The 26,136-nt window shown below is 65.9% G+C and carries 25 protein-coding genes; 11 read left to right on the forward strand and 14 right to left on the reverse strand.

Annotated features, from left to right (window positions below; translation table 11 throughout):
* Window positions 1-93: 93 nt before the first annotated feature.
* The 5 genes from CR919_RS14410 to CR919_RS14430 are packed head-to-tail and all read right to left on the reverse strand — an operon-like array spanning window position 94 to window position 5,070.
* Complete coding sequence (locus CR919_RS14410; RefSeq protein WP_099820582.1) at window positions 94-486, reverse strand: PDZ domain-containing protein; 393 nt, start codon at window positions 484-486, stop codon at window positions 94-96.
* Between the two features lies 1 nt (window position 487).
* Window positions 488-1,702, reverse strand: a complete 1,215-nt coding sequence (locus CR919_RS14415) for an FtsX-like permease family protein (protein WP_099820583.1) — start codon at window positions 1,700-1,702, stop codon at window positions 488-490.
* A 21-nt stretch (window positions 1,703-1,723) separates the two neighbouring features.
* Entirely contained in the window at window positions 1,724-3,028 is a 1,305-nt protein-coding gene (locus CR919_RS14420; protein WP_099820584.1) for an ABC transporter permease, read from the reverse strand.
* Between the two features lie 10 nt (window positions 3,029-3,038).
* Window positions 3,039-3,761 (reverse strand): ABC transporter ATP-binding protein, encoded by a 723-nt coding sequence (locus CR919_RS14425; RefSeq protein ID WP_032976565.1) that lies wholly within the window; start codon window positions 3,759-3,761, stop codon window positions 3,039-3,041.
* Between the two features lie 31 nt (window positions 3,762-3,792).
* Window positions 3,793-5,070 (reverse strand): efflux RND transporter periplasmic adaptor subunit, encoded by a 1,278-nt coding sequence (locus CR919_RS14430; protein ID WP_099820585.1) that lies wholly within the window; start codon window positions 5,068-5,070, stop codon window positions 3,793-3,795.
* A gap of 214 nt (window positions 5,071-5,284) precedes the next feature.
* On the opposite strand from CR919_RS14430, the gene glmS reads away from it, so the two are divergent.
* Window positions 5,285-7,123: a glutamine--fructose-6-phosphate transaminase (isomerizing) gene (glmS, locus tag CR919_RS14435; protein WP_099820586.1), complete on the forward strand. Its 1,839-nt coding sequence runs from the start codon at window positions 5,285-5,287 to the stop codon at window positions 7,121-7,123.
* 148 nt (window positions 7,124-7,271) lie between these two features.
* On the opposite strand, the gene CR919_RS14440 is transcribed toward glmS, so the two are convergent.
* Complete coding sequence (locus CR919_RS14440) at window positions 7,272-8,084, reverse strand: lysozyme inhibitor LprI family protein (protein ID WP_133119617.1); 813 nt, start codon at window positions 8,082-8,084, stop codon at window positions 7,272-7,274.
* A 757-nt stretch (window positions 8,085-8,841) separates the two neighbouring features.
* Complete coding sequence (locus CR919_RS21075; RefSeq protein WP_133119618.1) at window positions 8,842-9,255, reverse strand: hypothetical protein; 414 nt, start codon at window positions 9,253-9,255, stop codon at window positions 8,842-8,844.
* Between the two features lie 676 nt (window positions 9,256-9,931).
* On the opposite strand from CR919_RS21075, the gene CR919_RS14445 reads away from it, so the two are divergent.
* Complete coding sequence (locus CR919_RS14445) at window positions 9,932-10,363, forward strand: CBS domain-containing protein (protein WP_049467102.1); 432 nt, start codon at window positions 9,932-9,934, stop codon at window positions 10,361-10,363.
* Window positions 10,364-10,455: 92 nt separating this feature from the next.
* On the opposite strand, the gene CR919_RS14450 is transcribed toward CR919_RS14445, so the two are convergent.
* A complete protein-coding gene (locus CR919_RS14450) occupies window positions 10,456-10,884 on the reverse strand; it encodes a VOC family protein (protein ID WP_099820588.1) in 429 nt (142 codons plus the stop codon).
* Window positions 10,885-11,009: 125 nt separating this feature from the next.
* Window positions 11,010-11,528: a lactoylglutathione lyase gene (gloA, locus tag CR919_RS14455; RefSeq protein WP_099820589.1), complete on the reverse strand. Its 519-nt coding sequence runs from the start codon at window positions 11,526-11,528 to the stop codon at window positions 11,010-11,012.
* Between the two features lie 126 nt (window positions 11,529-11,654).
* Between gloA and CR919_RS14460 the strand changes: the two genes are divergently transcribed.
* The gene (locus CR919_RS14460; RefSeq protein ID WP_099820590.1) at window positions 11,655-12,767 is read left to right on the forward strand and encodes a PLP-dependent cysteine synthase family protein; all 1,113 of its coding nucleotides are present in this window, start codon (window positions 11,655-11,657) and stop codon (window positions 12,765-12,767) included.
* Window positions 12,768-12,864: 97 nt separating this feature from the next.
* Here the strand turns inward: CR919_RS14460 and CR919_RS14465 are convergent, their stop codons facing one another.
* Window positions 12,865-13,269 (reverse strand): hypothetical protein, encoded by a 405-nt coding sequence (locus CR919_RS14465; RefSeq protein WP_099820591.1) that lies wholly within the window; start codon window positions 13,267-13,269, stop codon window positions 12,865-12,867.
* A 170-nt stretch (window positions 13,270-13,439) separates the two neighbouring features.
* Here CR919_RS14465 and CR919_RS14470 point away from each other — a divergent pair, with 170 nt between their 5' ends.
* Window positions 13,440-15,470, forward strand: coding sequence for a M3 family metallopeptidase (locus CR919_RS14470; RefSeq protein ID WP_099820592.1), 2,031 nt, complete (start codon window positions 13,440-13,442; stop codon window positions 15,468-15,470).
* A 168-nt stretch (window positions 15,471-15,638) separates the two neighbouring features.
* On the opposite strand, the gene CR919_RS14475 is transcribed toward CR919_RS14470, so the two are convergent.
* Together CR919_RS14475 and CR919_RS14480 are read right to left on the reverse strand one after the other, a co-directional pair.
* The gene (locus tag CR919_RS14475; protein WP_099820593.1) at window positions 15,639-16,442 is read right to left on the reverse strand and encodes an SDR family oxidoreductase; all 804 of its coding nucleotides are present in this window, start codon (window positions 16,440-16,442) and stop codon (window positions 15,639-15,641) included.
* Entirely contained in the window at window positions 16,439-17,005 is a 567-nt protein-coding gene (locus tag CR919_RS14480; protein WP_099820594.1) for a DUF1415 domain-containing protein, read from the reverse strand. Before CR919_RS14480 ends, CR919_RS14475 begins: the two co-directional genes overlap by 4 nt.
* Before the next feature lie 193 nt (window positions 17,006-17,198).
* Here CR919_RS14480 and CR919_RS14485 point away from each other — a divergent pair, with 193 nt between their 5' ends.
* The 3 genes from CR919_RS14485 to CR919_RS14500 all read left to right on the forward strand — a co-directional run bounded on the left by CR919_RS14485 (window position 17,199) and on the right by CR919_RS14500 (window position 21,405).
* Window positions 17,199-18,665, forward strand: a complete 1,467-nt coding sequence (locus CR919_RS14485; protein ID WP_099820595.1) for a benzaldehyde dehydrogenase — start codon at window positions 17,199-17,201, stop codon at window positions 18,663-18,665.
* 17 nt (window positions 18,666-18,682) lie between these two features.
* Entirely contained in the window at window positions 18,683-19,810 is a 1,128-nt protein-coding gene (locus CR919_RS14490; RefSeq protein ID WP_099820596.1) for an NAD(P)-dependent alcohol dehydrogenase, read from the forward strand.
* Between the two features lie 503 nt (window positions 19,811-20,313).
* Window positions 20,314-21,405, forward strand: coding sequence for a helix-turn-helix domain-containing protein (locus tag CR919_RS14500; RefSeq protein ID WP_243380192.1), 1,092 nt, complete (start codon window positions 20,314-20,316; stop codon window positions 21,403-21,405).
* A 38-nt stretch (window positions 21,406-21,443) separates the two neighbouring features.
* On the opposite strand, the gene CR919_RS14505 is transcribed toward CR919_RS14500, so the two are convergent.
* Window positions 21,444-21,926, reverse strand: coding sequence for a YajQ family cyclic di-GMP-binding protein (locus tag CR919_RS14505; RefSeq protein ID WP_099820599.1), 483 nt, complete (start codon window positions 21,924-21,926; stop codon window positions 21,444-21,446).
* A 221-nt stretch (window positions 21,927-22,147) separates the two neighbouring features.
* Between CR919_RS14505 and CR919_RS14510 the strand changes: the two genes are divergently transcribed.
* The 3 genes from CR919_RS14510 (at window position 22,148) to CR919_RS14520 (ending at window position 24,945) form a co-directional block, all read left to right on the forward strand.
* On the forward strand, window positions 22,148-23,044 hold the full coding sequence (locus CR919_RS14510) for a DMT family transporter (RefSeq protein WP_099820600.1): 897 nt from the start codon (window positions 22,148-22,150) through the stop codon (window positions 23,042-23,044).
* Window positions 23,045-23,251: 207 nt separating this feature from the next.
* The gene (locus tag CR919_RS14515; protein WP_099820601.1) at window positions 23,252-24,259 is read left to right on the forward strand and encodes a methionine ABC transporter ATP-binding protein; all 1,008 of its coding nucleotides are present in this window, start codon (window positions 23,252-23,254) and stop codon (window positions 24,257-24,259) included.
* Window positions 24,256-24,945, forward strand: a complete 690-nt coding sequence (locus CR919_RS14520) for a methionine ABC transporter permease (protein WP_099820602.1) — start codon at window positions 24,256-24,258, stop codon at window positions 24,943-24,945. Before CR919_RS14515 ends, CR919_RS14520 begins: the two co-directional genes overlap by 4 nt.
* Window positions 24,946-25,024: 79 nt before the next feature.
* Here the strand turns inward: CR919_RS14520 and CR919_RS14525 are convergent, their stop codons facing one another.
* Window positions 25,025-25,624: a lipocalin family protein gene (locus CR919_RS14525; RefSeq protein WP_099820603.1), complete on the reverse strand. Its 600-nt coding sequence runs from the start codon at window positions 25,622-25,624 to the stop codon at window positions 25,025-25,027.
* Between the two features lie 126 nt (window positions 25,625-25,750).
* Here CR919_RS14525 and CR919_RS14530 point away from each other — a divergent pair, with 126 nt between their 5' ends.
* The gene (locus CR919_RS14530; RefSeq protein WP_099820604.1) at window positions 25,751-26,068 is read left to right on the forward strand and encodes a hypothetical protein; all 318 of its coding nucleotides are present in this window, start codon (window positions 25,751-25,753) and stop codon (window positions 26,066-26,068) included.
* The last annotated feature ends 68 nt before the right edge of the window (window positions 26,069-26,136 follow it).

A 26,136-nucleotide genomic window follows, 5' to 3' on the forward strand; every position in this document is an offset into this window, starting at 1 on the left:
CGCCGCGCACGGAAAAGGGTGGATGACGCCGGAGCTTTCGGCGCCACCCACCAAGCATAGCCAAACCGATGGCGGCGCAGGAGCCGCCGGGCCTCAGCGCCGCGGCGGAGGCGGAGGCGCGGGAGCCGGCGGCGGTGGTGGCGGCGCCAGTGCGGGGCGCCACTGGGCCACGTTCACCGGCACGGTGAGCATCCGCCCATCGCGCCGCAGCAGCAGGTGGACGGTGGCCGTCGATGCCGCCTGCACGGCGTCGGCGAGCTGCTCGATCTGCCGCACCGGCGAATCGTCCACGCGCAGGATGCGGTCGCCGCTGCGCACACCGAAGCGGGCTTCCGGGCTGGCCACATCCACCCGCACCACGCCCTCGGTCGAGCGCAGCGCCAGCCGCGCATCGTCCTGGCGCCACTCCAGCGTCTGTGCGCTGCTGCTGCCGGCGAGTACCGGCAGCGGCAGGGCCAACAACACCAGCAGCAGGCCGGCGCGCATCTCACGCCCCCCGCGTGGCGACGGCCGGCGGCACGGCAGCGGCGCGGCGGGCCGGGCCGAACACCGCGATCTGGCCCAGCATCCACAGCAGTACCGCGCCCAGCGGCAGGTACAGCAGCGGCATGCGCGGCAGCTCGTACATGTTCATCAGCGCCAGGTTGATGGCGTAGGCCGCCAGCATGCCCAGCACGATGCCCAACGTAGCCAGCAGGAAGTTCTCGGTCTGGAAGTAGCGCAGGATCTGCCCACGGGTGGCGCCCAACGCGCGACGGATGCCGATCTGCTTGCTGCGCTGCTGCACCCAGAAGCTGGCCAGGCCGACGATGCCCAGTGCGGTGACCACCAGCAGCGCGATGCACACGGTGACCAGCAGGCCGACCATGGAGCGGTCGTTCTTGAAGTAGTCGGCGCGCTGTTCCTGGTAGGTCAGCTTCTCGCGCACCAGACGGTTGGGGTCGTTATGCTCCAACGCGGCCAGCGCGCCCTTCAACACTTCATCGCGGCGTTCCGGTGAGGTCCGCAGCATGTACGGCCCGCGGGTGAAGTCGGTACGCACCGGCAGGATCATCGACAAGGTGCTGTTGTCGTTGTAATCGGTCGGAGTGGCCAGGTGGGCGACCACGCCGACCACATGCAGCGCCTGGTTGCCCATGTAGAACGTCTTGCCCAGCGCGCTCTGGTCCGGATACATCTTTGCAGCGACCTGCTGGTTGATGATTACCGGCGCGGCGCGGTCAGGCTTCGGGTTCTTCTGCGCTACCTCCAGGTCGATGTACTCGCTGGGCAGGAAGTCTCGCCCGGCGACCAGTTGCAGGCCCAGCGTGGACAGAGCGTTCTCACCAACCATGTACTGCGACACGAAGGCCGTCGGGCGTTCCTGCTCCCGTTCGCGCGAGATGCTGGTGTTGCTCGAGTTGCGGCGGAACGGCAGCTGGTTGACCTTGGCCACGCTGGTCACGCCGGGGATCGCGCGCAGCGACGCCAGGTCTTCGTTGGTGCGGGCCATGGCGTTGGTCTGCTTGCCGATGCCGTTGACCCGGACCATCACCAGTTCGTTCTCGGCCAGCCCGCTGGGCTGGCTGATCTTTTCCACGCGCTGGGTGACCAGGAACAGGGCATTGCAGACGATGGCGCAGGTCAGGGCGATTTCCAGCACGATCAATGCGGCTGCGGTCTTGTGCCGGCGCAGGGTGCTGAGGATGGGGCGGATGTCCATGGGAAGTCCTCGTTCTCGTGCTTACTGCGACTTGAGCTGGATGGCCGGGGTGACCTGCATCGCGCGCCAGGCGGGCAGGAAGCCGGCAGCGATGCTGGCCAGCAGGGTCAGGCCGAGCGAGAGCAGCAGCATGCTGCCGTCCAGGTGGGCCAGCTTGGCGTAGTCCACCGGCTGCTGGCGTACCGCGTACAGGCCCAGCAGCGCCAGCCCGATACCGAGCACGCCACCGACCACGCCCACCGCACCCGCTTCGACCAGGCACTGCAGGAAGATCTGCCCGCGGCTGGCACCCAGTGCGCGACGCACACCGATTTCACCGCTGCGGCGCAGGAACTTGGCCAGCAGCAGGCCGACGGTGTTGACCAGACAGACACCGAGGAAACCCAGCGCCAGCCACATCTGCAGGCGCACGTCGCTGGGCACTGCGTTGTTGAAGGTCAGCCACTCCATCACGCTGCGCAGGCGCACGTTGGCAGGGCGTTCGAAACGGCCGGCAGCACGCTGCTGGTCCGAATAGTTGACCAGGTAGCGGCGATAGTCTTCGACCTTGGACGGGTCAAGCTCCACCCAGTACTGGATCCAGGTGCACGGTGCGTTGATCGAATTGCTGTCGTCGTCGGGCGCGCCGTCGCGGAAGCAGTTCATGTTGCCGTTGCTGCCAAGCTTGAGGTCCATCGCGGTGGACAGCGGCATCATCAGGTCCTCTTCGCGGCCGTAGTTGCCGACGGTCAGGTCGAAGAAGTGCGGTTCCGGATTCCAGGTGTCCATCACGCCGATCACCCGCAGCGAATGGCCATCGGCACGGATCTCACGGCCGACACTGTCGGCACCCTGGAACAGCTTGTCGTTGATCACCTTGGACAGCACCACCACGCGTGCGCGACCGTCATCGTCGCTGGCTGTCCAGGCACGGCCATACAGCATCGGCACGTTGAACATCGGGAAGAAGTCGGCCGAGGTCCAGCGCGTGTCGATGTTGAACGGTTTCAACGTGCTGCCTTCCGGCTCGACGGTCACATCGCCGGCACTCATCATCGCCTGGCGTTCGCCACGTTTTTCGCGCAGCAGCGTCTCGGCATCGAAACGGGTCATCTGGGTTTCCGGCTCTTCGCCGGTCAAGTAACCCGAGCGCGGGCGCGGATCGACCTGCACGTAGAACAGGCGGTCGCTCTTGTCAGGGATCGGGTCGCCGGACAGCACATGGAACACGGTCAGGGTGGTCATCGAAGCACCGATGCCCAGCGCGATGGCCACCACCATCAGCGCGGTCAGTACCTTGTTGCGGCGGAAGCTGCGCACCGCCAGTCGGGCGTAGTAGGCGAACATGGTCGTGCCCTCACTCGTTGACGGCGACGATGCGACGTGGGGTGGCCAGCACCGGCTCGCGTACCAGATCGGTGACCTGGCCATCGACGATGTGTACGTTGCGCTGCGCGCGCGCGGCCAGTTCCGGATCGTGGGTGACCATGACGATGGTGGTGCCGGCGGCGTTGATCTCCTCCAGCAGTTCCATCACCCCGCGCGCCATCTGCGTATCCAGGTTGCCGGTCGGTTCGTCGGCCAGCAGCAGGCGCGGACTGCCGGCCAGGGCACGGGCGATCGCCGCGCGCTGCTGCTGGCCACCGGAGAGTTCGTTCGGGTAGTGCTTCATGCGCGAGCCCAGACCCACCTGGCTCAGCGCCTTTTCGATGCGCTCGCGGCGCTCGCCGGCGCTCATCTTGCGGTAGCGCAGCGGCACGTCCACGTTGTCGAACAGGTTGAGGTCCGGAATCAGGTTGAAGCCCTGGAAGATGAAGCCGATCTTCTGGTTGCGCAGGCGGCTGCGCGCATCGTCGCCGAGCTTGCTGACGTCCTGGCCATCGAGCATGTAGGTGCCACTGGTGAAGGTTTCCAGCAGGCCGGCGATGTTGAGGAAGGTGGTCTTGCCGGAGCCGGACGGGCCGGTGACGGCGACGAACTCGCCTTCCTTGACCTGCAGTTCCAGTGAACGCAGCGCGTGGGTTTCCACCTGTTCGGTACGGAAGACCTTGGCGACCGAACGCATTTCGAGCATGTACATGGGGTGTCCTCTCTCCAGGATGTATGAGTTGTCAGTTGACGGAGACGCGTTCGGCGTCCTTGAACAGGTCGCTGCCCGAGACCACGATGCGGTCCCCCGGCTGCACACCCGACTTGATTTCCACTTCGCCCAGGCTGCTGACGCCCAGTTCGACCGGACGGCGCACCGCGGTGCGGCCATCCATCACGTACGCCACGCCATTGCCCTGTTCCACGAACGGGCCGCGTTCTACCTTCATGACATTCCTGCGGGTATCCAGCAGCACGCGCACCGACATCCGCTGGCTCTGGCGCAGGCCTTCCGGCTGGGCCGCGGCAAAGCGGACGCGCGCGTTGACCTCGCCATTGACCACTTCCGGCGACACTGCGCTGATCTCGCCCGGGAACGGTTGGCCGTTGCCGCCGGTCAGTTGCGCCGGCATGCCGATCGCCAGATCGCGCGCGAAGCTTTCCGGCACCTTGATCTCGACCTCGAACTTGGACAGGTCGACCACGCCCAGCACCGGCGCGTTGGCGGCCAGGTTGGTGGACTGAACAGCCTGCACTTGGCCGACCTGGCCATCGAACGGTGCGCGCAGGGTCAGTGCGTCGACCTGGCGCCGCACTTCGGCCACCACGGCCTTCTGGCGGTCGGCCAGCAAGCGCTTGTTGCGTGCGTCCAGATCCGCGCCCTGGCTCTGCAGCCGCGCATCGGTGGTGGCATTGGCCAGGCTGATGTCGGCCTTCTTCAGGGTGTCCTGGGCCTTGGCCAGATCGATCTGCGGCACCGCACCGCCATCGAAGCCACGCTGGTAGCGCTGCAGGTCGCGGTCGGCGGCCTGCCGCTCGATGTTGGCCTGGTCGGTTTCCTTGCGTGACTTGGCCCGGGCCAGGGTGGCATCGAGGTTGGCGCGGCTGGCCTCGGCTTCCAGGCCCGCCAGGGTGGCCTCTTCCTGAGCGAGCTTGCTGCGCAGCTCGGGGCTGTCGATGATCGCCAGCTCTTGGCCCTTCTTGACCACGTCGCCGGCCACTACCTTCAGGTCCACCGTGCCGGCGGAGATCGCATACAACACCGGGCTGTTGGCGGCGATCACGCGGCCGTCGGCGGCGATGTCGCGCACCAGGTCGCCGCGCTGCACTTCGGCCACGCGCACCCGGCTGCTGTCGAACGAGCGGCTGGCGTTGGACCAGGCATGCACGGCCCAGCCGATGCCGGCGAGCAGGGCGATGCCCGCCAGGGCCGGCCAGCGGTAACGGTGCCACGCGGCCTTGGGAGCACTGGCCAAAGCGGGGGAAACGATCTGGTCCTGGGCGGAGGTGTCGCGGATCATCGGGTTCGTGCCTGTCGGTGGTGCCAGAGTGGTGCCCTACACAAAGCACACAGCGTGCCAACTTTATTTCCTTTTCCATCAATGATTTGCAGGGACGGCACTACTGTCCGGGTGTCCGCGGACACCTTTCCGGACACTTTCATTAAGCGGACAGGAGGGGGTTGGCGGACACGCAGGCTAGAATGCGGCGATCGTCTTCAAGGAAATGCGTGACATGTGTGGAATCGTAGGTGCGATCGCCGGGCGCGACGTGGTGCCGCTGCTGATCGAAGGACTGAAGCGACTGGAATACCGCGGCTACGATTCCTCCGGCATTGCGGTGATCGATCAGGCCGAACGGCCCGACGTGCGCCGCGTGCGCCGTACCGGTCGTGTCTCGGAGATGGCCACTGCGGCCGAGGCTGAGGGCTTCAATGCCAGCCTGGGCATCGGCCACACGCGCTGGGCTACCCACGGTGGCGTCACCGAGGCGAACGCGCATCCGCACATCAGCCATGGCGTGGCGCTGGTGCACAACGGCATCATCGAGAACCATGAAGAGCAGCGCGAGAAGCTGCGCGCGCTGGGCTATACCTTCGAGTCGCAGACCGACACCGAAGTGATCGCGCACCTGATCCACCATCACCTGAAGAACGGTGATGACCTGCTGGTCGCGCTGCAGCACACGGTCAAGGAACTGACCGGTGCCTATGCACTGGCTGTTGTCAGCCGTGCCGAGCCGGAACGTTTCGTCTGCGCCCGCATGGGCTGCCCGCTGCTGGTCGGCCTGGGCGAGGGCGAGAACTTCGTGGCGTCCGATGTGTCGGCCGTGCTGTCGGCCACGCGCAAGGTGATCTTCCTGGAAGAGGGCGACACCGCCGAGATCCGCCGTGATGGGGTGAGCATCTTCGACGGCAACGATCAGCCGATCGAGCGCGATGTACATCTCTCCGATGTCTCGCTGGCCTCGCTGGAGCTGGGCCCGTACCGCCACTTCATGCAGAAGGAAATCCACGAGCAGCCGCGTGCACTGGGCGATACCATCGAAGCGGCGATCGACGCCGGTGGCTTCCCGGCCGAGCTGTTTGGCAAGAATGCCGAAGCGGTGCTGTCGGGCATCGAGGGCGTGCAGATCCTGGCCTGCGGTACCAGTTACTACTCGGGCCTGACCGCGCGCTACTGGATCGAGGCCATCGCCGGCCTGCCGTGCAGCGTGGAGATCGCCAGCGAGTACCGCTATCGCGCCGCGTATGCCAATCCCAAGCACCTGATCGTGACCATCTCCCAGTCCGGCGAAACGCTGGATACGATGGAGGCGCTGAAGTACGCCAAGTCGCTGGGCCACAAGCACACGCTGTCGATCTGCAACGTGCCGGAAAGCGCGATTCCGCGCGCCAGCGAACTGGTCTGCTACACCCGCGCCGGCGCCGAGATCGGCGTGGCCTCGACCAAGGCCTTCACCACCCAGCTGGCCGCGCTGTTCCAGCTGACCGTGGTACTGGGCAAGCTGCATGGTCGCGTCGATGCGGCGCAGGAAGCAGACTACCTGGAGCAGCTGCGTTTCCTGCCGGGCAGTGTGCAGCATGCGTTGAACATGGAGCCGCAGATCGCCGCGTGGGCCGAGCGCTTCGCGCGCAAGAGCAGTGCGCTGTTCCTGGGCCGTGGCCTGCATTATCCGATCGCCCTGGAAGGCGCGCTGAAACTGAAGGAGATCTCGTACATCCACGCCGAGGCCTACCCGGCCGGCGAGCTCAAGCACGGGCCGCTGGCGCTGGTGGACGAGGACATGCCGGTGGTGGTGATTGCGCCCAACGACAGCCTGCTGGAGAAGGTCAAATCCAACATGCAGGAAGTGCGTGCGCGTGGCGGCGAGCTGTTCGTGTTCGCCGACCAGGACAGCAACTTCAACGAGTCCGAGGGCGTGCACGTGATCCGCACCCCGCGCCATGCCGGCGTGCTCAGCCCGGTGGTGCACACCATCCCGGTGCAGCTGCTGGCGTACCACACTGCACTGGCGCGCGGCACCGACGTGGACAAGCCGCGCAACCTGGCCAAGAGCGTGACGGTGGAGTAAGGGGTTGCCGGAAACGGGCTAAAAGGTGAAGGACGAGGGCGTTTCTGCTCTCGTCCTTTCGCTATCCGGGTGTTGTGGAGGCTGCGCTCAGGACGGCCTCAGGCGCGGCATGTAGCTCAGTTGAAGCTGTGGGATGGCGTGGACCCAACTATCTACGCATCTCGAAGACTCGCGATTTTGTCATTTTTGCGTGGCATTCGATGATGTTGATGCGATCAAAGATGTCTTCCGAATCATACGGTTCGAGATTGATCTCCCCGCATTTGTCTGTTTTAGACTTTATCCAGCTCCGCTGGGAGTCACGTTCAGCCGCCTGCAGGTAATTCGGCAAATTCTCCCAAATCAAGTTGAGGTTGGCGTCCTGAGTTCTATATTGCCTAAGTGCATCCTCCAGCATCAGGTGCCGGCCATTGACGGCAAGTGTCGTGATGACATGTAACGACCACGGCCCGTCGTAGTTCGAAACCTCTGCTTTGATTGAGTCGCCATCAATCTCATGTGCTCTGAACCCGACGTTCTCGAAATGGACGCTCCTGTCGCCAAATTTTCCCTTGGCATTATCCAGGACGCGCATTTTTTGGTGCTGATTTATCTTCATTACGTCCGCGACCGCGGCCGGGATTTCAATCCTGAGTGTTGCATTGCAATTCAGGACGCTTCGGCCGGATCCGTCGCTCATCTTCTGGACAGAGATTGTTTCAATTTTCTCCAGTGCGATAGGGATTGAGCTCTGCTTGTCCGAATAGGCAGCGAAGGGCTTGTTGTCGAGCTTTGCAGGGGGGTATATGTAATCGCTGTAGGTGTAGCCGCTGGCTCTGTGTCGAATGTCTTTGATCGCGGCCATGACAACATCATCGCGATTGCATTTGAATTCTTTGGAGAGGTCACCTGTCCCTGCACATCCAGACGAGAGGATTGAGCCTGCGATGCTGATCGATAGGAATAGTTCACGGGTCTTCATGGTCTAAGTGTTGGTCTCCTTCGCATTAGTACATTCGAATTTGCTGGCCATTCGCATCTTTTCCAGTGGACAGTGCTGATCCCAAGGTGGTGCATCGTGCTGGAGTGTTTGTGCGGTTGGCCACTTGATGCATTCTTTTCGAATGGCGTGTGCTGCACCTTGCCTCTCGTGGCGTGCTTTCTCCACATGCGGAGCAATCGGGACACGGCGTTGAGCGATGCTTCGGTGTTCAGGGAGCTGGCCTACCGCCCGGCTGAGTCAGTGACGTTGCGAGCGGCGACCAGTGGTCTTGCGTGCTGAAAGCGACAGAATGCGCAGCTCGTCGGGGCCATCCTCAGCACAAGCGGGCAGCGAGAGGGTGCCGGCGAAGCAATGGCTACGCCCCTGCATGACGCCAGCCTCCCAGATGACGTACCCGGTCATAGACAAATGAACTCTCGGGATACGCGGTCTTACTTGATGCTCTTCGCTCCGCGCCTTGAGCTACGGACGTCGGTGCTTAGTTGCCAAGGCCATCGCCTTAAGCCAAGTCTGGCCCTCGTCCCTGCGGGGGCGGTCGGGTTGAACTCGCTTGGCCGTGCCTGCGCCTGAAAGTGGTCCTGGCAAGGCCCCTCACCGACGTACAGACACGCAGTCTCGGACCGTCGAAGAGAAAAGATCATGTCGAGACCCTGGCCTATCGCGGAGCTTTTTGGATAGCTGAGGAAGATCGCGGACGGCGTGCGCGGCTGAGCTAGAGGGCAGGGCAGTGCTCCAGCTATTCGGCTCGCAAAGTGTAGCTCCAACCCTTCCCCTCGAACTTTGCACTGTTGGATTCGGGGCGGCCGAAGAGTACTACTCGAGTGCGGAATCGCTCGGTTTTGGGCGGCATTGAAGGCTGATCCACAAGTGCCATGGGGATGGATTGTGTCCCGATCTTTGCCACATGGCTGAATTCAAGCTGCACTCTGTCGCCCGAGCAGACGGCGGCGACTTGGTAGCCAACAGTTTCGGCATCCGTCGTGCGCTCGGTGCCAACAGCCTTGCCCTGCGCATCCAGTCCGACGACGGCGCGTCGGGTGAAGGGAGCTAGGTCGGTTTCATTGAACGAAGCATCGCCTTGACTGATGTCTAGAACAATTTCCCTTGCAGCGATGCCGTGCTGCGCAACATCGATGGTCACAGTGGACAAGGTGCAGGGGACTGCTTGAGCAGTCGCGCTGCCCAACAAGAGGGTGCCGGTTAGCACGTAGGACGTTCGATGAAATTTCATGTCGCTCCCAATCAAAATCAGGATTCTATGCTGATTGAAGATGGGTGGGCTTGATCTTGAAGGACGGAGCCCCTTCCTTAAGCAATGCCCAGCGCATCAGACGATGTCCTGCGCCCGTTAGTGGGACGCTCGGGGCTCCACCTGACTTGAATCCGATTCTTGCGTTGCTGCAAGCGAAGGGGCCCCATGTTGCCTCTTTCGTTTGCATCGGTAGCGGTGGCAAGTGGGACAGCCGCCGGGTGTTCTGTCCGCCTTCGGCAGGGCGCACTCAATCTTTAACGCGTGGCACCGCCAGCATTCAGCGGCGGTTTCACCCACGGTGCCATTCTCTGGATCGTTGGCCGGTTCCCACGACAATCTGTCCCATCGATGCCGCTAGTGACCGATGGACGCAGTCGTAGAATCAAGTTGACCGAGATCCGGGTTGAGCCGTTGAATCCGCCTCGTTCGCGTTGCAGCACCTAGCCCGCCTGCTGGCGAAATGCCAGATCCGGCAAAGTGCGCCAGACGTGCGCTGAAGGGTCTGTTCCCGGGGAGGGGGCGAATCGGCAGAGCACACTTTTTTGACTTCAGTGACCTGCACCAGGAAACAAGAATGAACGTCCGCGAGCTCCTGCAATCCAAGAAAGAAGCTGTCATCACCATCGACACGGAAGACACGATCGGTGCCGCCGCGCACAAGATGAGCGCGAATAAAATCGCCGCACTGGTAGTGATGAAGGATGATGCCCCGGTCGGCATAATTTCCGAGAAGGACATCGTCCGCAGCCTGGCCGATGATGGTCCGCAGGCCGGCCGACGGGTGATTTCCAGCCTGCCGTCCACCGGTCTGGAAGGCATTGCGCCGGACGCCACGTTGAAGCAGGCCATGTCCCTGATGACCTACTCGCGTCGTCGCCACCTGATGGTCACCGATGGCAACCAGCTGGTCGGCATCCTCAGCCTGGGTGACATCGTGAAGAACCTGCTGGGCGAGCTGGAGCTGGAAAAGGCCGTGCTGCAGGACATCTACATGGCGGCCCACTGAGGCCTGCGCAGTGCGATGAGATGAAGCCGGGCATTGCCCGGCTTCTTCGTTGGTAGCGCCGGGCCATGCCCGGCGAGCGCGTAGCGCAGGAATCAGAAGCTGACCGTCACCGAATCGGCGCTGTAGTTCGCCGGGCCGTGATAGACCACCTCGATGTTGTTGCCATCTGGATCCAGCACGAATGCGCCGTAGTAGCCGGGATGGTAAGGGCGCTCGCCGGGCGCGCCGTTGTCCTTGCCACCCGCCGCCAGCGCAGCGCTGTGGAAGGCATCAACGGTGGCGGTATCGCGCGCCTGGAAGGCCAGGTGGTGGCGGCCGGTCAACTGGCCGGCAGCGGCCTCGCTGTTGGCACTGGAAATGAATAGTTCGTCGGCCCAGAAGTAGTCATCGCCTTCTCCGGCCACCGGGATGCCGATCGTGTCGAACACCGCCTGGTAGAAGCGGCGGCTGGCGGCCAGATCACGTACGACCAGCTGGATGTGGTCGATCAATCGCCCGCGGTGCAGTTCCATCGTTTCCATACGAACCTCGCAAAAAAGGGGGGCGGAGTCGGTAGCGCCGGGCCGTGCCCGGCGAGCGCGCAGCGCGGCCTGCTCAAGGCCGCCGGGCATGGCCCGGCGCTACCGGAATTGTGCGCCTTTCTGAGTCAGGCGTTGGAGATGATCTCGACCCAGTAGCCGTCCGGGTCCTTGATGAAGGCGAGGTTCTTCATGCGGCCGTCGGTCAGGCGCTTCTGGAAGGTCACGCCCAGGTACTCGAAGCGCTGGCAGGCGGCCTCGATGTCCGGCACCGATACGCAGATGTGGCCGAACCCGCGCGGGTCGCTGTTGCCGTCGTGGTAGACCGGTCCGTCCTGGGTCTCGGTGCCGTGGTTGTGGGTCAGTTCCAGCACGCCCGGCAGACCGGCCATCCACAGGCGGCGGCTGTCGTCATCTTCCGGCACGGTAGTGCCAGCCGGGACGTAGGCCAGGAAGTACAGGCTGAACTGGGCTTCGGCGAAGTCGCGCTTGTCGATCAGCTGGTAGCCCAGCACGCGGGTGTAGAAGTCCAGCGAGGCGGTGGCGTCCTTGACCCGCAGCATGGTGTGGTTGAAGACGAAACCGGTGGTTTCGGCCGGGGCCTGGGCGGCGACGCCGGGGACATCGCGCAGGGCGGGAATGGTCATGGGGGAGGTCCTTCAGACAGGGCCGTTGCCGGCCGGATGGGTGCCATTCTACGGGGCGGCAGCTGACGGCACCGCGACGTACAATGGCCGGATCGCACCGTTCCGTCCTGATGACCATTGCCCGCCATGTCGCAGCGTGAATGGGTGGCTGCCGCCATCCGCAAGATCGAAGCCGATTTCAACCGTTCCGCCGATACCCACTTGATCCCGCTGGCCTTGCCCGGGTTCGAGGGCATCGAGGTGTACCTGAAGGATGAATCGAGCCATCCCACCGGCAGCCTCAAGCATCGGCTGGCGCGCTCGCTGTTCCTGTACGCGCTGGCCAACGGCTGGCTGCGCGAAGGGCGGCCGGTGATCGAAGCGTCCAGCGGCTCCACCGCCGTGTCCGAGGCCTACTTCGCGCGACTGCTCGGCCTGCCGTTCATCGCGGTGATGCCGGCCACGACGTCGCCGGAGAAGATCGCGGCGATCGAGTTCCACGGTGGCCGCTGCCACCTGGTCGAGCGCGCCTGCGACCTCAACTGCGATTCGGAAAAGCTGGCCCGCGAAACCGGCGGCCACTTCATGGACCAGTTCACCTATGCCGAGCGCGCCACCGACTGGCGCGCCAACAACAACATCGCCGAATCCATCTTCAAGCAGATGGCCGAGGAGCCCAGCCCGATTCCGGACTGGATCGTGTGCAGCCCCGGCACCGGCGGTACGGCCGCAACGCTCGGCCGCTACGTCAGCTATCGCCGGCACGACACCCGCATCCTGTGTGCGGACCCGGAAGTGTCGGTGTTCTTCGACGGCTACCAGGCTGCCCTGGCCGGCGGCAATGAGTGGCGCGGCATGACCTGCAGCGGCGGCTCGCGGGTGGAAGGCATCGGCCGGCCGCGGGTGGAGTCGAGCTTCATTCCGACCAGTGTCGACGCCATGGTGAAGGTGCCAGATGCCCTGAGCCTGGCCGCGATGCGCCACGTCAGCCGCCAGCTGGGGCGCCGCGTCGGTGGCTCCACCGGCACCAATTTCATCGGCGTGCTGCAGGCCGCGCAGTGGATGCGCGAGGCGGGTCGCAAGGGCAGCATCGTCAGCATCCTGTGCGACAGCGGCGATCGCTATGCGCACAGCTATTACGACCCGGCCTGGTATGTGCGGCAGGGCATCGATGTGGACGCGGCCGACGTACAGGTAGCAGCGGCGGCGGCCGGGCAGGGCCTGCCTGGATTGCCGTGGTGCAGCCTGGAAGCGCTGTAAGCCCGTCAGGCATCCGCCGGGCATGGCCCGGCGCTACCAGGACAGGTCGGTAGCGCCGGGCCATGCCCGGCGAGCGCAGCGGCGCATTGGATCGCGCTCAATACCCCGCGGCCATGAAGGCATCCAGTACCGCATCGCGCAGGGCATCGGGCAGGGCCTCGATCTCCACGGCGCGGTCGTCAAGGTGCAGGCGCGGGTCCAGGCTGCTGGCCCGGCCCTGGGCCAGGGCCTGCAGCCACAGCAGCACGCAGATGACGAACTCGCGCTCGTGGCCCAGCCGCACCTGGCTGGCACCGCGTTCGATCACCTCGAACGGATACCATTCCTGCTCGTCGCTGAACCTGCCGCCCTGGTGCTGCAGTGCCTGCAGCTGCTGCAGGTGGCGCGGCGCATCGTCGCCCGCATCGCACAGCGCGGCGATCCAGGCCAGTTCGGTGGGGCTGGCCGACAGCGCCAGCGATGGTGAGCGTACTGAGGATGGAGCTGGAGCCAGACCTTCCATGTGGGGCCTCCTCGACACGTTCCGCTGCGGTCTCCCCCGCGCCGCAAGCTTCAGACGAGGGCCGTAAGGCCGACGTGAACAATGGCCCGCCGCCCCTTGTCTGCCAGCCCGGCAAGCGCCATATCGATCTGGCTGCCCGCGTTGCCGGGCCCGTACCCTGGAGACCTGCCGTGACCGTTGCCAACCCCCTGCTCGATTTTTCCGGCCTGCCGCGCTTCGAGGCGATCCGCCCCGAGCATGTCGCGCCGGCGCTGGACGTGCTGCTGGCGCAGGCCGAGGCGGCGGTCAGCGCTGCCGAGCAGGTGCAGCCGGTCAGCTGGCAGACCTTCGTTGCCCCGCTGGACGATGCCACCGAACGCCTGTGGCGCGCCTGGGGCCTGGTCGGCCACCTGCAGGGCGTGGTCAACACCCCCGAGCTGCGCGAGGCGTACAACAGCAACCTGCCGCGGGTGACCCGCTTCGCCAGTGCGCTGGGCCAGAACCTGGCGTTGTACCGCCAGTACCAGGCCCTGGCGGCCAGCACCGAGGCGGCCGGTTTCGACGAGGCGCGCCGCAAGGTACTGGAAAACACCCTGCGTGATTTCCGCCTGGGCGGTGCCGAACTGGATGCGGACGCGCAGCAGCGTTTCGCGGCGATCAAGGAAGAGCTCTCGGCGCTGTCGGCGAAGTTCTCGCAGAACGTGCTCGACGCCACCGATGCGTGGTCGCTGATCGTCGAAGACCCGGCGCGCCTGGCTGGCGTGCCGGACGACGTGAAGGCTGCGGCACGCGCTGCTGCGGAGAAGGACGGCAAGACGGGCTGGAAGCTGACCCTGCAGATGCCGTGCTACCTGCCGGTGCAGACCTGGGGCGAGGATCGCGACCTGCGCGAGATCCTGTACCGCGCCAGCGCGCAACGCGCCTCCGAGTTCGGCGACGATGCGCTGGACAACGGCGGCAACATCGATCGCATCCTTGCACTGCGTGCCGAGTTGGCCGCGTTGCTGGGCTTTGATTCCTACGCCGACTATTCGGTAGCCACCAAGATGGCCAAGGACCCCGCCGAAGTGCTGGGCTTCCTGCGCGACCTCGCCGCACGCGCCAAGCCGTTCGCGGCCAGGGACCGTGCCGAGCTGGAGCAGTTCGCCCGCGAGCATCTCGGTATCGACAGCCTGCAGGCCTGGGATCTGGCGTTCGCCGCCGACCGCCTGAAGCAGGCACGTTACAGCTACTCCGAGCAGGAAGTGAAGCAGTACTTCACCGAACCCAAGGTGCTGGGCGGCCTGTTCGCGGTGATCGAACAGCTGTATGGCCTGCGCGTGCAGGAAGACAGCGCGCCGGTCTGGCATGAGGACGTACGTTTCTTCCGCTTGGTGGATGCGCAGGACAAGCTGGTGGGCCAGTTCTACCTGGACCTCTACGCGCGCGAAGGCAAGCGCGGTGGCGCGTGGATGGACGATTGCCGAAATCGCCGCGAGCGTGCCGATGGCAGCGTGCAGACGCCGCTGGTGTACCTGGTGTGCAACTTCGGCCGTGGCGCCGACGGCAAGCTGGCGACCTTCAGCCACAACGAAGTGACCACGCTGTTCCATGAAATGGGCCATGGCCTGCATCAGTTGCTGACGCGCATCGGCGAACTGGGCGTGGCCGGCATCAACGGCGTGGAATGGGATGCGGTGGAGCTGCCGAGCCAGTTCATGGAGAACTTCTGCTGGGAATGGGAGCACCTGCAGGGCATGACCGCGCATGTGGACAGTGGTGAGCCGCTGCCGCGCGCGCTGTACGAGCGCATGCTGGCCGCACGCAATTTCCACAGCGGCATGGCGACCGTACGCCAGCTCGAATTCGGCCTGTTCGACATGCTGCTGCACAGCCAGTTCGAAGCCGCGCAGGACAGCGTGCTGGCACTGCTTGAGCGCGTGCGTGCGGAGGTGGCGGTGAACCATCCGCCGAGCTGGAATCGCTTCCCGCATCAGTTCAGCCACATCTTCGCCGGTGGCTACGCCGCCGGTTACTACAGCTACAAGTGGGCCGAAGTGCTGAGCGCCGATGCGTACGCCGCGTTCGAGGAAGCGCCGCAGGCGCTGGCCGCAACCGGCGCGCGTTTCCGCGACGAGGTGTTGTCACGTGGTGGCAGTCGTTCGGCCGCCGAGAACTTCAAGGCGTTCCGCGGCCGCGCGCCGCAGATCGACGCGCTGCTGCGGCATTCCGGCATGGCGTAAGCACGCTGCCGCCATCCACGCATGGCGTGGATCTACTGGAATGCTCCGGCATGGCGTAAACGAAAAAAAGAGCAGCGCTCCGGTAGCGCCGGGCCATGCCCGGCGAGCACGTAGCGCGGCGTAGGAAAGCCGCCGGGCATGGCCCGGCGCTACCGGGGCGTCCCGCTTTCACTCGGCGTAGATCATCTTCCGGGTCATGCCGCCGTCGACGATGAAATCCTGGCCGGTGCTGAAGCCGGACAACGAGGACAGCAGGTACACCGCCAGCGCGCCGATATCCTGCGGTTGCCCGACCCGACCCACCGGATGCTGGGCATGGTCGCTGGCCGAATACTGCGGCTCGTGCCGGCGCGATGGTGCCTGCCAGGCGTCGGTGCTGATCCAGCCGGGGCTGATGCTGTTCACCCGCACCGCCGGTCCGGCACTGATCGCCAGCGCATGGGTGAAGGCCACCAGGCCACCCTTGGCCGCTGCGTAGGCTTCGCTGTGCGGTTCGGACTGCCAGGCGCGCGTCGATGCGATGTTGATGATCGCGCCTGCACTACTGGCCGACAGCGCCGGCAGTGCATGCTTGCTGCACAGGAACGCACCATGCAGCGACGAAAGACGGCGCTGCCATTCTTCCCAGTCCATGTCCTGCAGCAGGGTGCCGTGCGGCCCGGCGATGCCGGCATTGTTGACCAGGCCGTCGATGCGGCCGAAGCGTTGCAGGGCCACCGCGATGAAGTCGCGCACGCTGCTTTCGTCGGTGATGTCCAGCCGCTGGAACGCGGCATCATCGCCGCGCTGCCATTCGGCGAGGCAGGCCTGGCCCGCCTCCACATCCAGATCGCCGATCAGCACCCGGCCGCCGGCCCCGAGCACCGCCTGGGCGATGCCGCGGCCGATGCCATTGGCACCGCCGGTGACCAGCACGACCCTGCCGTGCAGCGGCGCAACCGGCCAGGTGGCAATCGGCGGCGCTGCGCTCATGACAGGTCTTCACCACGCAGGCGACGGTGCCAGCCCTCGACACCGATCCGGTCCAGGGTCTGGATGTTGCGCTCGACGATCACGTCCGGGTCCGGGTAGACATCCACCGCGCGTGCCACGCTGTCTTCGCGCAGCAGGTGCAGGGTGGGGAAGGGCGCGCGGTTGGTGTAGTTGCTGGCGTCATCGGCGGCGACGCCATCGAACTGGTAGTCCGGGTGGAAGCTGGCCACCTGCAGGATGCCCTGCAGGTCCAGCGCCTCGATCGCCGCATCGGCGTTGTCGAGGAAGTCGTTGTAGTCGAGGAAGTCGGTCAGCACCTGCGGGTGCACGATCAGGGTGGTATCGATCTGCTCGGCCGGCGTGTCGCGCAGCAGCACCAGTTCTTCGGCCAGTTCTTCCACCAGGGCTTCCGGTGTGGTCGCGTCGCTCAGCACGATGCGGACCTGGTCCTTCACGTACACCGCCTTGGCGAACGGGCACAGGTTCAGGCCGATGACGATGCGCTCCAGCCACAGGCGGGTGGCGGCGATCGGGTCATCGGTGGGCAGGGGGGTGTCGGTCATGGCGGGCGCATCGGCTGGCGGGGGGGCCATTGTAGGCGTGCCGGTGCGGGGTGCCGTTCACTGTGCAGGAACTGGACAACGGCGATGCTGGAAATTCCCATCGATTCAATCCCTTGCCGATATCACGCCAATGGCCGATTGCCGACGCTGCGGGCCAGGCGTGCAATGGCGGCACGACACAGGAGGACTTCACATGACTGCATCTTCCCCATGGCTGCCGGACACACTCTGGTCAGGCGCCTTCTTCGATGGTCAATGGAGCGCTGCCGCGCAGCGCCAGCCGGTGATCGAGCCCGCCACCGGGCAGTCGCTTGGTGAGATCGGCCTGGCCGACGCGGCGCAGGTCGCGCGTTCGGCTGCCGCTGCGGCGCAGGCGCAACAGGCATGGGCGGCGGCGCCGTACGAACAGCGCGCCGAGGTGCTGCGCAAGGCGGCGCGCCTGGCCGAGGAAAACATCGACACGCTGGTCGACTGGCTGGTCCGCGAAAGCGGCTCCACCCGCCTGAAGGCCGGCTTCGAGGCCAAGGTGACTATCAAGGCGCTGCATGAGGCCGCTGCACTGCCCTCGCGCAGTGTGGGTGAGATCCTGCCGTCCGAGCCCGGGCGACTGAACCTGGCGCGGCGCCGTCCGCTGGGTGTGGTGGGCGTGATTTCACCGTTCAATTTCCCGCTGTACCTGGCGATGCGCGCGGTGGCCCCGGCCATCGCTCTCGGCAATGCCGTGGTGCTCAAGCCCGACCCGCGCACGGCGGTGTGCGGTGGTGCGGTGATCGCGCGCCTGTTCGAGCAGGCCGGTCTTCCGCAGGGTGTGCTGCACATGTTGCCCGGCGACAGTGCCGCCGGTGCCGCGCTGACCAGTGATCCGCATGTGGCGATGATCCAGTTCACCGGCTCGACGGCGGCGGGACGCAAGGTCGGCGAAGCTGCCGGCAAGCACCTGAAAAAAGTGTCGCTGGAGCTGGGCGGCAAGAACGCGCTGATCATCCTCGATGATGCCGATCTGGATCTGGCCGTGGCCAATACCGCGTGGGGCGTGTACCTGCACCAGGGACAGATCTGCATGGCGACCGGCCGCGTGCTGGTGCACCGGAAGATCCACGACGCGTTCCTGCAGAAGCTGGTGGCCAAGGCCAACTCGCTGAAGGTGGGCGACCCGGCACGCGAGGACGTCGCGTTGGGCCCGCTGATCAATGCCGCGCAACGCGACCATGCGGCGCGCGTGGTCGACGACGCGGTGAAGGCGGGTGCGTCCCTTGAAGCCGGCGGCACCCATCAGGATCTGTTCTTCGCACCAACCGTGCTCGGCAACGTCAGTGCCGACAATCCGGCCTTCAATGAAGAGATCTTCGCGCCGGTAGCGGTGGTGGTGCCGTTCGATGACGACGACGAAGCCGTGCGCCTGGCCAATGACAGCGAGTACGGCCTGTCGATGGCGATCGTCTCCCGCAATGTCGGCCGCGCGCTGAAGCTGGGCGAGCGCCTGCATACCGGCCTGCTGCACATCAACGACCAGACCGTGAACGATGAGGTCATCAATCCCTTCGGCGGGGTCGGGGCGTCCGGCAACGGCACCAGCATCGGCGGCCCGGCCAACGTGGAGGAATTCACCCAGTGGCAATGGATGACGGTCAAGGGCGAAGCCCCGGCCTATCCCATCTGATCGAGGAGAACGCAACGATGAGCAGCAACAGTGGATCGCGTGACATCACCGCCGCCGTGGTGCGCGGCAAGGAACAGCCCTTCGTCATCGAGCAGGCGCGCCTGCGCGGCCCGCAGGACGACGAAGTGCTGGTGAAGATCGTGGCGACCGGCCTGTGCCACACCGACCTGATCGTGCGTGACCAGTACTACCCAGTGCCGCTGCCGGCGGTGCTGGGCCATGAGGGCGCAGGCATCGTCGAAGCGGTCGGCCCCAACGTGCGTGAACTGAAGGCCGGCGACCACGTCGTGCTGACCTATGGCCAGTGCGGCCACTGCAATCCCTGCCGGGGTGGACATGGTGCGTACTGCCGCGATTTCTTCGCGCTGAACTTCGGTGGCGACGATGGCCACGGCCATGCCGCCATCACCGATGCACAGGGCCAGCCGCTGCACGATCACTTCTTTGCACAGTCGTCGTTTGCCACGTTTGCGTTGGCGCGCGAGATCAACGCGATCAAGGTGCCTGAGGATGCGCCGCTGGAGCTGCTCGGCCCGCTGGGCTGCGGCATCCAGACCGGTGCCGGTGCGGTGCTCAACTCGCTGCAGGTGCGATCGGGCAGCAGCTTCGCCAGCTATGGCGCCGGTGCGGTCGGCCTGAGTGCGGTGATGGCGGCCAAGGTCGCCGGTGCCACCACCATCATCGCCATCGACGTGGTGCCTTCGCGGTTGGAACTGGCCAAGGAGCTGGGCGCCACCCACGTGGTCAACAGCCGCGAGACCGACGTGATCGAGGCCGTGCGTGCGATCACCGGTGGCGGTGCCGATTTCGCGCTGGAATCCACCGGTCGTCCGGAAGTGCTGTCGGCCGGCATCGAAGCCTTGGCCGGGCTGGGCATGATGGGCGTGGTTGGCGCGCCGAAATTGGGCACGACCGCCAGCTTCGATGTGAACAACCTGCTGCTGGGTGGCCGCAGCATCCGTGGCATCGTCGAGGGCGACAGCGTGCCGCAGGTGTTCATTCCGCAGTTGGTGACGCTGTACCAGCAGGGGCGCTTCCCGTTCGACCGGCTGGTGAAGTTCTATCCGCTGGAGCAGATCAACCAGGCGGCCGAGGACAGTACGCGCGGCATCACGTTGAAGCCGATCCTGCGGATCGCGGCGTGAGGTGAGGGTGGGGTGGGGTGGGTTTGCAGGGCTGCGCCCTGCACCTGCCGGATCAACGGCAACGGCCGAAGCAACAGCAACAGCTGACTATCCGTGGGATGGCGGGGTGGGTCCGGTGGCGGGGGACGCTGCAAGTACGTCCATGTAAGCTCGATCGCCGCATCCATGCGGCTCACGCCCCCGCCACCGGACCCACCCCGCCTTCGACAGGTTCCCGCTGCTGTTGGTAGGTGTCGACCTTGGTCGACACATGAATGCCTGACGGAGACGGAAACGCACTTTCTCGGCATGGCGCGTCGTGGAAGTAGATCCACGCCATGCGTGGATGAACGCCTGACGGAAACTGAAACGTACTTCCGCGTCATGGTGCGGCACTGGGGTGGCCGCTTTTTGCTCCCAGTAGATCCACGCCATGCGTGGATGAACGCCTGACGGAAATGGAAACGCTCCGTTGTTGGCACGTAACGCGGGCGTGGCGTGTGTGGGTGTACGCTGCGTGCATGATGGCCACGACAGTCGGGCAACAGCAATTGGTGGCGGCGCGTGCCGCCTTCGCCGAGGGCGACGTGCAGTCGCTGGCGATGCTGCCCTTGCCGTTGCAGCAGTCCTGGCAACGCTCGCATGCGGCCGGTGTGCGCCCCGGCCAGGAGCCGTATTACCCGCCGTTGCAGGGCAACGGACACCGCTTGGAGTCCCGCGATGACCGCCGCCTGGCGCGTTGCGTGCAGCCCGAGCTGGAGCAGTTGTGGTCCGCGTTCGGAGCGCGTGGGTGGACGATGTTCTGCGCCAACCGCGAGGGCATGGTGATCGTGCATCGCGCCCATGGCCTGGAAGATGCGCCGCTGCTGCGGCCGATCCAGGTGGGGCGGCGGCTGGGCGAGGCCGAGATCGGCACCACCGCGCCTGCGGTCAGCCTGGCCGACGACCTGCCCGCCCTGGTACGCGGCAACGAACACTATCTGCAGCGGTTCGCCCCCGTGTTCTGCCTGAGTGAGCCGCTGCATGACCTGCAGGGGCAGGTCTGCGGTGCGATCGACATCACCGGGTTGGGGGAACGCGATCCGGCATTGCTGCAGGGTTATTTCCGGCAGGCAGCGCTGGCCATCGAGAACCGCTTGATGCACACGCTCAGCGATGTGCATCTGCTGGCGGTGCAGCATGATCCGCGCTGGCTGGCGTCACCGCTGCAGGGCCTGCTGGCGGTGCAGGAAGATGGCCAGTTGCTTGCCGCCAACCGCGTCGCCCGGCGTCTGCTTGGCCTGCCACGGCGCGGGCCGCTGCCGTTGCTCTCGCTGGAAACGGTGTTTGCCGGCGCCAGCACCGCACAGCGACGCCGACTGCTGCAGCCTGGTCCTGCGCATCGGGTGCGGTTGGGCGAAGGCAGCGCGGTCCATCTGCAGCATCTGCAGGCACCGCGCGCCGCACGGACGCGCTCGCCGGCCATGGCCGCGGCGCCCGTGCAGGCGACGCCACTGCGTGACCAGCAGCGCGATGCAGCGCGACGCGCCGCACGTGCCGCGGACGGCAACCTCAGCCTCGCTGCACGCCAGCTCGGAATCTCGCGGACAACGCTGTACAGACTGCTGCGCGAGTGAGGCCGGCAACCGGGGCCGGCGCTACACCCAGGCGTCGATCAATCGCGGAAGTTGTTGAACTGCAGCGGCAGTTCGAACTTGCCGGCCTTCAGCACGGCGATGGCGTCCTGCAGGTCGTCGCGCTTCTTGCCCATCACCCGCAGCTTGTCGCCGTTGATCTGGGTTTCCACCTTCAGCTTGGCTTCCTTCAGCGCCGCAGCGATCTTCTTGGCGATCTTCTGCTCGATGCCCTGCTTGACGGTGATCTTCTGCCGGGCCTGCGCCAGGTTGGTTTCCACGTCGCCATATTCCAGGCTGAGCACGTCGATGCTGCGGGCGGCCAGGCGTGCGCGCAGGATGTCGTTCATCTGCTTGAGCTGGAACTCGCTCGGCGCGGACTGGGTGATCACTTCACCGTCGCGCTCGAACCTGGCGTCCACGCCCTTGAAGTCGAAGCGGGTGGCAAGCTCGCGGTTGGCCTGGTCGAGCGCATTGGTCAGTTCGTGGGTGTCGACTTCGGACACAACGTCGAAGGAAGGCATGGGCGTTACTCCGCAGAAATCAGTGGCGCTCATTCTATCGCGTGGGCCTGGGTGCCCGCTTTCTGTAGCCGGGCCCATGCCGTGGCTGTCGCTTTTCTGTAGAGCCGAGCCCATGCTCGGCTGCGTTGTGAAGAGCAGCCGAGCACGGGCTCGGCTCTACAGGACCGCCAGCCGAGCATGGGCTCGGCTCTACAATCCGGCGCGCTCGGCGATAATGGGCCATGAACCTGCAACGCTCCCCTTCGCGCGCCGTGGCCTGGATGGTCGCCGCCGTCGCCTGTTTCTCGCTGATGGACGCCGGCATGAAGCAGCTTTCGGCCAGCTATCCCTCACTGGAGGTGACCTTCCTGCGGGGTGTGGCGTCGCTGCCCTTCGTGCTGGTCTGGGTACTGGCCAGTGCCGGGCCACGCTCGTTGATCCCGCGCCGCTGGGGCCTGCACCTGCTGCGCGGCGCGCTGGGCATGGCGATGATCGGCTGCTTCGTGTTCGCCCTGCGCGACCTGCCGCTGTCCACCGCCTACACCATCTACTTCGTCGCGCCGCTGCTGATTGCCGCCTTGTCGGTGCCGCTGCTGGGCGAGCGGGTCGGACCGCGGCGCTGGGTCGCCATCGGCATCGGCCTGGTCGGCGTGCTGGTGGTGCTGCGGCCGGGCGTGGGCGGTTTCATCTCGGTGCCGGGCCTGATGGTGCTGGCCGCCGCCACCGCCTATGCCATCGCCGCGATCACCGTCAGCCTGCTGACCCGCACCGATACCTCGCAGTCGATGGTGGTCTGGTTCCTGGTCATCATGGCCATCGGCGCCGGGCTGCTGGCGATCCCCGGCTGGGTGCCGCTGCAGATGGCGCATGCGCCGTTGATCGCCGGTATGGGCCTGGCCGGAGCACTGGGCCAGATTGCGCTGACCAAGGCCTTCCAGCTGGGTGAGGCCTCGATGATCGCGCCGCTGGAGTACAGCGGCCTGGTCTGGGTGATCGGCTGGGATCTGGCGTTCTGGGGGCAGCTGCCGGACGGCTACACCTGGGCGGGCGCGGCGATCATCGTCGCTTCGGGCCTGTACCTGCTGCACCGCGAGCGGGTGAACCGGCAGGAACCGCCGAAACCGCTGGACCATCCCTGAACCGGTGTGACCGGGGAATGGGTCAGAGCCCCTGCGGGGATCCGACCCGGGGTCAGATCCCGCAGGGGCTCTGACCCCGGCCAATACGCGGTTGCGAGCGCCTTAGAACCAAAAGGAATAACATTCTGGCCCATGGCGCGGGCGCGCGAGCGCCGGCGCTGGTAGGCTGCACGCCCCCTTCCATCGCCCTCCCGGTGAGCTGATCCCGTGATCGAGTTCCAGCGCCTGCACAAATCCTATGCCGTTGCCGGCCGCTCAGTCAGCGCGCTGCAGCCGCTGGACCTGACCATCGAGGCCGGTGAGGTGTTCGGCATCATCGGCCATTCCGGTGCGGGCAAATCGACGCTGATCCGCATGATCAACCGCTTGGAAGAGCCCAGCGGTGGTCGTCTGCTGATCGCCGGTGAAGACGTAACCGCGCTGGAGCCGGAGGGCCTGCGCGCGCTGCGCCGCCGGATCGGCATGATCTTTCAGCACTTCAACCTGCTGTCCTCGCGCACGGTGGCCGGCAACGTCGCCTTCCCGCTGGAACTGGCCGGAACGCCGAGGGCCGAGATCGACGCGCGCGTCGCCGAACTGCTGCAGACCGTCGGCCTGCAGGCGCATGCGGACAAGTACCCGGCGCAGCTGTCGGGCGGGCAGAAGCAGCGCGTGGGCATTGCCCGGGCGCTGGCCACCCGTCCGCAGATCCTGCTCTGCGATGAGGCCACCAGCGCGCTCGATCCGCAGACCACCGCCTCGGTGCTGGCGCTGCTGTCGAAGATCAACCGCGAGCTGGGCCTGACCATCGTGCTGATCACCCACGAGATGGACGTGATCCGTCGCGTCTGCGACCGCGTGGCCGTGCTCGATGCCGGCCAGCTGGTCGAGACCGGCCCGGTGACCAAGGTGTTCCTGCATCCGCAGCACCCGACCACCCGCCGTTTCGTCAGCGAATCGGAGCACGTGGACGAAGGCACGCTGCACCGCGATTTCGACGCGGTCGGTGGCCGTGTCGTGCGCCTGACCTTCCTCGGCGCTGACACCTACGAACCCCTGCTCGGCAGCGTCGCGCGGCAGACCGGGGTCGACTACAACATCCTGTCCGGCCGTATCGACCGGATCAAGGACACCCCGTATGGCCAGCTGATCGTCGCCCTGGTGGGCGGTGACCAGTCCGCCGCGCAGGCCGCGTTCGTGGCCGCCGGCGTGCACGTTGAGGAACTGCGTCGATGATCATTGCCACCGCCGGCGGCTTCTTCCGCCACCTGGATGCCGACAAATGGGTGGATATCGGCAAGGCCACCATCGAGACGCTGCTGATGATGGCCGGCTCGCTGCCGCTGACCCTGGCCATCGGCCTGCCGATGGGCGTGCTGCTGTATGTGTTCGGCGCGCCGCAGATGAAGCGGCGGCCGCTGGCCTATGGCGTACTCGCGCTGGTGGTGAACCTGCTGCGTTCGGTGCCCTTCATCATCCTGATGGTGGTGCTGATTCCCGTGTCGCTGTGGTTGATGGGGCAGTCGATCGGCGTACTCGGCACGCTGCCGGCGTTGGTGATCGGCGCGGCGCCGTTCTACGCGCGCCTGGTCGAGACTGCGCTGCGCGAAGTGGACCGTGGCGTGGTCGAGGCCGCGCAGTCGATGGGCGCCACCACCTGGCAGCTGGTTACCCGGGTGCTGCTGCCTGAGGCCCGGCCGGGCCTGATCGCTGCAGCCACGGTCACCACCGTCGCCCTGGTCGGCTTCACCGCCATGGGCGGTGCGATCGGTTCGGGTGGCCTGGGCGACCTGGCACTGCGCGAAGGCTACCAGCGCAACCGCACCGACGTGGCCCTGGTCACCGTGGTGGTGCTGCTGATCCTGGTGCAGCTGCTGCAGATGCTGGGCGACCGCCTGGTCGCGCATTACAGCCGCAAGTAACCGGGGCTTCCGCCGGGCATGGCCCGGCGCTACCGGAACGTTCGCGCGGCAGCGCCGGGCCATGCCCGGCGGCGGCGTCTCAACGCACGTTCGGCACTTCGTAGCCCAGCTTGCCGACCTGTTCGGCGTGCTGCGGCACGCGCTTGAGCTTGTCGGTGTTCACCCCGTACTCGTCACGCAGGCGCTCGGCCAGCTCCTTGTAGAGGCCTTTGTCCATGTCCGGCGTACGCGAGAAGATCCAGGCCATCTCGCGGCCCGGGTAGCCGATCAGCGCCCAGGAATAGTCCGGCGCTACTTCCAGCACCCGCGAATGGGTCGGTACGACCCGGTAGAACCAGGTGCGCCAGCCGTGGTTGCCACTGTCCGGATCAACACTGGCACGCGCGCGGATTTCCTGCAGGGGCTCGCCGAAGCCATCGCGGTAGCGATAGGTGATGGCAACCTTGTGGTCCTCGCGCAGCTCGTACTGGTTGACGCTGGTGACGTGGCCGCGTTCGATGAAGTTCGGCACACGGCCGATCACGTACCAGGTCCCCATGAAGCGCTGCAGGTCGATCGCCCCGTCTGCAGAGGCTTCCGCAGCGCTGTTGTGGGACGAGGGTGGGGTATTGGCAGCCACTGCCGGACCGCCCAGGGACAGGGCCAGCAACACAGCGCAGAGCGGGCGGATCGAGGTCATGCGGGAGCGGGCTCCAGTGGGCTTGCCCGCGCATGGTCACTGTGTGCACGCCATCCGTCAATGGTGTCGCAGCCGGTGAGAAGCCCCGCAGCCAAGCTGGCCCGCATCCACCACCGGAGAATCCGCATGCGCACACGTTCCCGCCACCGCCTTCCAGCTGAACGCGTCAGCGAACGCAGCGATCCACGCCTGCTGCGGGTGGTGCCGCAGCTCGCCTTGGCCGGGCTGGCCGTGGTCCTGGTGTGGCCGGCCGCGCGCGGCAGCAGTGTCTGGCTGGGTTGGTTGCCGCTGTGGCTGGTCGGCATGCCGCTGGCGGCCTGGTGGGCCCTGCTGCGCTGCCCGTTGCCCACGCGGGCAGCGCTGCGCTGGTTGCGACGCGACACTGGGCAGGCCCGGCGCCGCTCGCAGCCACGCACGCGCAAGACGCACACCGCCCCGGCCTGACCTTCGACACGGGGGCGGTCCCGGTGATCCATGCTAGCGTTCCACGGCTAATGACTGCCTGGAGCTGC

Source organism: Stenotrophomonas sp. LMG 10879 (assembly GCF_002750935.1).
GTDB classification, from domain to species: Bacteria; Pseudomonadota; Gammaproteobacteria; order Xanthomonadales; family Xanthomonadaceae; genus Stenotrophomonas; species Stenotrophomonas lactitubi_B.

Coding starts and splice junctions, on each gene's coding strand:
- CR919_RS14425 (WP_032976565.1), bottom strand. CDS start 3,761: ATGTACATGCTCGAAATGCGTTCGGTCGCCAAGGTCTTCCGTACCGAA.
- CR919_RS14440 (WP_133119617.1), bottom strand. CDS start 8,084: ATGAAGACCCGTGAACTATTCCTATCGATCAGCATCGCAGGCTCAATC.
- CR919_RS14465 (WP_099820591.1), bottom strand. CDS start 13,269: ATGGAAGGTCTGGCTCCAGCTCCATCCTCAGTACGCTCACCATCGCTG.
- CR919_RS14510 (WP_099820600.1), top strand. CDS start 22,148: ATGAACCTGCAACGCTCCCCTTCGCGCGCCGTGGCCTGGATGGTCGCC.
- CR919_RS14415 (WP_099820583.1), bottom strand. CDS start 1,702: ATGGACATCCGCCCCATCCTCAGCACCCTGCGCCGGCACAAGACCGCA.
- CR919_RS14505 (WP_099820599.1), bottom strand. CDS start 21,926: ATGCCTTCCTTCGACGTTGTGTCCGAAGTCGACACCCACGAACTGACC.
- CR919_RS14480 (WP_099820594.1), bottom strand. CDS start 17,005: ATGACCGACACCCCCCTGCCCACCGATGACCCGATCGCCGCCACCCGC.
- CR919_RS14430 (WP_099820585.1), bottom strand. CDS start 5,070: ATGATCCGCGACACCTCCGCCCAGGACCAGATCGTTTCCCCCGCTTTG.
- CR919_RS14410 (WP_099820582.1), bottom strand. CDS start 486: ATGCGCGCCGGCCTGCTGCTGGTGTTGTTGGCCCTGCCGCTGCCGGTA.
- gloA (WP_099820589.1), bottom strand. CDS start 11,528: ATGACCATTCCCGCCCTGCGCGATGTCCCCGGCGTCGCCGCCCAGGCC.
- CR919_RS14475 (WP_099820593.1), bottom strand. CDS start 16,442: ATGAGCGCAGCGCCGCCGATTGCCACCTGGCCGGTTGCGCCGCTGCAC.
- CR919_RS14485 (WP_099820595.1), top strand. CDS start 17,199: ATGACTGCATCTTCCCCATGGCTGCCGGACACACTCTGGTCAGGCGCC.
- CR919_RS14445 (WP_049467102.1), top strand. CDS start 9,932: ATGAACGTCCGCGAGCTCCTGCAATCCAAGAAAGAAGCTGTCATCACC.
- CR919_RS14450 (WP_099820588.1), bottom strand. CDS start 10,884: ATGGAAACGATGGAACTGCACCGCGGGCGATTGATCGACCACATCCAG.
- CR919_RS14490 (WP_099820596.1), top strand. CDS start 18,683: ATGAGCAGCAACAGTGGATCGCGTGACATCACCGCCGCCGTGGTGCGC.
- CR919_RS14530 (WP_099820604.1), top strand. CDS start 25,751: ATGCGCACACGTTCCCGCCACCGCCTTCCAGCTGAACGCGTCAGCGAA.
- CR919_RS14460 (WP_099820590.1), top strand. CDS start 11,655: ATGTCGCAGCGTGAATGGGTGGCTGCCGCCATCCGCAAGATCGAAGCC.
- CR919_RS14520 (WP_099820602.1), top strand. CDS start 24,256: ATGATCATTGCCACCGCCGGCGGCTTCTTCCGCCACCTGGATGCCGAC.
- CR919_RS14500 (WP_243380192.1), top strand. CDS start 20,314: ATGGCCACGACAGTCGGGCAACAGCAATTGGTGGCGGCGCGTGCCGCC.
- CR919_RS14420 (WP_099820584.1), bottom strand. CDS start 3,028: ATGTTCGCCTACTACGCCCGACTGGCGGTGCGCAGCTTCCGCCGCAAC.
- glmS (WP_099820586.1), top strand. CDS start 5,285: ATGTGTGGAATCGTAGGTGCGATCGCCGGGCGCGACGTGGTGCCGCTG.
- CR919_RS14525 (WP_099820603.1), bottom strand. CDS start 25,624: ATGACCTCGATCCGCCCGCTCTGCGCTGTGTTGCTGGCCCTGTCCCTG.